Genomic DNA, 4,377 nt, shown 5'->3' on the forward strand with positions numbered 1-4,377 from the left:
CTCTATGTTGGTATGAGCCACCAATCCCAAACTTGTTGGTCACTAAATAACGTAAACCTAGGTGGTAAATCTCTTCATCGAATAAATCGCTGCGGTTAAGTTGCACGCTACCGTTCGCAATCCAACGTTTAGCAAAGCCATAGTTAAGCTCGGCTTTAACACCTTGGACAAATTCAGTGTCCGACTCTAAGGTCTCGTTGGTGCCATTCAGCTCAACTTCCCCTTTAGTCACACCAAGCAAATAAGAAGCGACAATATCCAAGTCTTTCTTGATGCTATAACGATAACCCGCACCAGCCATTAGTGTATCAATACGAGTAGTACTCTCGTCAGGGTGGATGAAACGCGCGCTATAATCACCAAGCAGTAACCAATCATCTGTCATGGTGTAGCTAATACCTAATCCAAACGCCGATGCATTATTATTGCCCCCAGCATCTTCGTTTAAACTGCCTGAATGCGCCGTTGCATAAACGTGGTCGTAATCAAGAATATCCACACTGTGAGTGTCTGCCCACAAACTTGGAGAAAACATAAAAACTGCAGATACAAAACTAAGCTTCCACTTCGACATTCCCATCATCCTTAAACTGTCACTCCATTATTTGAAAGGTTAGTCTATCCCTAAGACTTTAAAAAGGTTTTAGCTCACAGATTGATTTGTGACGGCAAATTATTATCAAATGTTGTACCATGAAATCATACAAACCAATGGATGATTACTATGGATGCTGAGTTATTAGAGATTCAAAACTTTCTGGCACAATACCCCCCTTTCAATGAGCTCCCAGAGGAGATGTTGACGAAAGTGACCAGTAGCGTGGAAATTTCTTATTACCGCCAAGACACACCTATCATTCACTTTGGTGATCAAATTCATGACCTGTATATGGTTCGAAGCGGCGAAGTCGAAGTCTATCGTCGTAAAGGCGAGCTGTATAACCGCCTTGATGAAGGCCATCTGTTTGGTCAAATGGGCCTGCTCACCAATAACAAGGTGCGCTTCCCAGTAAAAGCGACCGAAGACACCCTGCTCTACTGCATTCCTGAGCCTATTTTCCAAGAACTCTACGATAACTACGACTCTTTTGCCGATTTCGTAGAGGTTGAGGATAACGCGCGCTTACGTCAGGCAAACTCAAGTAATAACGATGCCAACGACCTCACGACATCTAAAGTGAAAACGCTGCTGACCAGTGAAGCGCCGATGATTGAGAAAACGCGCACCATTCAACAAGCGGCCACCATGATGGCGGAAGAGAATGTCTCTTCCTTGCTGATCATCGACCCTGACATCGTTGAAGATGATGAAGACGACTCAACGCCCGTTATCGGTATTATTACAGACCGAGATTTGTGCACTCGCGTACTGGCAGAAGGTCTAGATCCATCCGATGAAGTCTCTAGCGTAATGACACCTGAGGTTATCTCTCTTGACCACAATGCCTATGTATACGAAGCCATGATGACCATGCTTCGTTACAACGTGCACCACTTACCTGTCCTGAAAGATAAGAAGCCAATCGGTATTATCGAAGCGACAGACATCGTCCGTTACGAATCTCAAAACTCGCTGCTCTTAGTAAGTAGTATCTTCCAGCAACAAAGCATCGAAGATCTCAAAGTGCTCTCTGAGCAAGTGAAAGACAGCTTTGTCCGTCTCGTTAACGAAGATGCCAATGCTCACATGGTTGGCACCGCAATGTCGGTAATTGGTCGTAGCTTTAAGCAGCGTATTATCGAACTCGCCGAAGAACAGTTAGGCAAATCTCCAATTCCATATTGTTTCCTAGCATTAGGCTCTATGGGGCGTGATGAACAACTGCTAGTGACAGACCAAGATAACGCCATCATTCTTGATGACACCTACGACGAAGCAAAGCACGGCAAATACTTTGAAGCGCTCTCAAAATTCATTTGTGACGGCTTAGACCAATGTGGTTACGTGTATTGTACAGGTGACATCATGGCGACTAACCCAACTTGGCGCATGACACGCAGAGAATGGGAAGAGTGCTTCGCCGACTGGATTGATGATCCAAACCCGAAAGCGCTATTGAACGCATCGATCTTCTTCGACCTAGATGGTGTTTATGGCCGCCTGAAATGGGCAGAGCAACTAAACAGCTTTATCGTAAGACGTGCACGTAAGAACAACCGCTTCCTAGCATGTCTGGCACGTAATGCGCTCAACCGTACTCCGCCACTTGGTTTCTTTAAAGACTTCGTAATGGAGAAAGATGGTCGTCATAACAACTCCATCAACCTCAAACGACGTGGTACGGCTCCTCTCGCCGATTTGATTCGTGTCCACTCGCTAGCGGTGGGCTCTCGCTCTAAAAACTCATTTGAGCGCTTAGACGACATTATCGACGCAGGTATTTTGCCAAAAGGCAGAGCACAAGATCTTAAGGACGCAATGGAGTTCATCTCTCTGGTGCGCATTCGCCACCAAGCGCACGATGTTGATAACAATGTTGAGCCGGATAACAACATCGAACCGGAAAACCTGTCTGATTTTGAACGTCGTAACCTTAAGGATGCGTTCCAAATCTTAAGTAATGCGCAAAACTTCCTTAAGTTCCGTTACCAAGCCAGTAACAAGTTTAAGTAGGGCCTATGAACAAACTATTCAGATCACCAGCGGTCGATTGGCCATTTAAGTTTGCTCAAAAGCTTGAACGTGCCCAGGATGAACGCTTAAAACAGTTCTACAACCAACCGCTTCCTGCGCCTGACACACCACTTTCAGAGGTGATGTTCTTAGCGTTGGATTTCGAAACGACTGGCCTGAACCCTTCCAAAGACGGGATCATCACCATTGGTTTGGTGCCATTTACTCTTAACCGAATCTACCTTAGAGAAGCCAGGCACTGGACATTACGTCCGAGACAGAAGCTAGAGGAAGAGTCAGTGGTAATCCACGGCATTACCCACAATGACATCATCGATGCGCCAGATCTAGATGAAGTATTGGATGAAGTATTGCAAGCGATGGCTGGCCATATTCCCGTTGTTCACTACCGCCGTATTGAGCGAGATTTCTTAAACAACGCATTGAAAGTGCGATTGAACGAAGGCATCGAATTTCCGGTGCTGGACACGTTAGAGATTGAGTCCCAGATCCAGAACAAACTGGCTGGCGGCTTATGGAATAAATTAAAAGGTAAGAAACCAGGTTCGGTTCGGCTAGGGCAAAGCCGTCGTCGATACCACCTACCCGACTACACGCCACATCATGCGCTTACTGATGCGATTGCAACCGCAGAGTTGCTTCAAGCACAGGTTGCTCATCACTTTTCGCCTGATATGCCGCTGAAGAGTTTCTGGCTATAACGGCAATTACAAAGCTCATTAGACTTAAAAAGCCCGCTATATATCAATAGCGGGCTTTCTCTATCTAACGACTGATTTATACCGCTGTAGGACCAACCAAGCGCATTTCCCAATCTTCAACTTTACCCGTTTCGAGGCGACGTGCAACAAGCGCTCCCCAAGACTCAACCAATGGCAATGCCGTCATTTGACTTAATAAGTCTTTATCTAAATTACCTGTAAAAACTGCCCCCATGATACGAGCAAGCGACCAATCAGGATAAGGACGCTCGCACAGTATGATCTCATCACCTGCACCGATCTCGCCCTCTTCTAACACTCGGAAATACCAACCGGTTCTGAGTGTGTCTTGCAGCCTTTTTGCCATATCGTGTTGGTCAAAACGCACATTGAGCTTCCAACAAGGCATACGCCCTTGCGATACTTCCAACAAAGTAGACCCAATACGGATTTTATCTTTTAAGCAAATCGATTGTTCGGTCACGCCGCTTGAGCTGATGTTCTCTCCAAACGCGCCAGCTGATTGAAAAACACCTTTGTCGCCCAACTCCTGTTGCCAAACTGGGTAATGTTCGCTTGGGTAGATATGAAGGGCTTTCTGAATGCCGCCATGGAAACGCGGATCACCTTGCTCATCATTGGTAAAACCCAGCTCCGTTGCGTGTTGACGATCCAACAATACTTGCTTGTTGATGGCACTTTTTGCACCATGTGCGAAAGCGACTGTTTTGCCTGCCAATACATTGTTTACCACGCCTAACTTCTTCATATCTCTCTCTTCTTGTCTAAATCTTATTGTTCTTTCTGCGAGAATATTGTCTTTACGGTCAGAGCCAACTCTAACGCTCGCCTAATGATCTAAATATCGGAATCGCCGCCAACACTTCAATACTCTGGTCGGTGCTTTTGAGGTAGCGAGTCTCACTATCAGAAGCCAACACATGACGCTGATAGCCCTCTTCGATTGGAAACTTAGCTAATACAGTATCGAGTGATGTTTCACACTTTCTGCGGTCGATATTCTCAATATCAACTTTAAAC

At 45.8% G+C, this 4,377-nt stretch carries 5 protein-coding genes; 2 read left to right on the plus strand and 3 right to left on the minus strand.

From position 1 onward, the window contains the following. Positions 1-574: outer membrane beta-barrel protein (locus tag BCT81_RS17250; RefSeq protein WP_102425243.1), on the minus strand; the 574-nt coding region annotated here is incomplete at its 3' end. A gap of 150 nt (positions 575-724) precedes the next feature. Here BCT81_RS17250 and BCT81_RS17255 point away from each other — a divergent pair. Beyond that, on the plus strand, positions 725-2,614 hold the full coding sequence (locus BCT81_RS17255) for a DUF294 nucleotidyltransferase-like domain-containing protein (protein WP_061031638.1): 1,890 nt from the start codon (positions 725-727) through the stop codon (positions 2,612-2,614). Between the two features lie 5 nt (positions 2,615-2,619). Beyond that, complete coding sequence (locus tag BCT81_RS17260; RefSeq protein ID WP_102425244.1) at positions 2,620-3,336, plus strand: 3'-5' exonuclease; 717 nt, start codon at positions 2,620-2,622, stop codon at positions 3,334-3,336. A gap of 76 nt (positions 3,337-3,412) precedes the next feature. Here the strand turns inward: BCT81_RS17260 and BCT81_RS17265 are convergent, their stop codons facing one another. Both BCT81_RS17265 and BCT81_RS17270 read right to left on the minus strand, forming a co-directional pair. After that, on the minus strand, positions 3,413-4,105 hold the full coding sequence (locus BCT81_RS17265) for an MOSC domain-containing protein (protein ID WP_102425245.1): 693 nt from the start codon (positions 4,103-4,105) through the stop codon (positions 3,413-3,415). Between the two features lie 70 nt (positions 4,106-4,175). Next, positions 4,176-4,377, minus strand: a 202-nt coding sequence (locus BCT81_RS17270) for a hypothetical protein (protein WP_102425246.1), incomplete at its 5' end; no start/stop codon positions are given.

This window comes from Vibrio sp. 10N.261.52.A1 (assembly GCF_002876325.1).
GTDB classification, from domain to species: Bacteria; Pseudomonadota; Gammaproteobacteria; order Enterobacterales; family Vibrionaceae; genus Vibrio; species Vibrio chagasii.

Coding starts and splice junctions, on each gene's coding strand:
- BCT81_RS17260 (WP_102425244.1), top strand. CDS start 2,620: ATGAACAAACTATTCAGATCACCAGCGGTCGATTGGCCATTTAAGTTT.
- BCT81_RS17255 (WP_061031638.1), top strand. CDS start 725: ATGGATGCTGAGTTATTAGAGATTCAAAACTTTCTGGCACAATACCCC.
- BCT81_RS17265 (WP_102425245.1), bottom strand. CDS start 4,105: ATGAAGAAGTTAGGCGTGGTAAACAATGTATTGGCAGGCAAAACAGTC.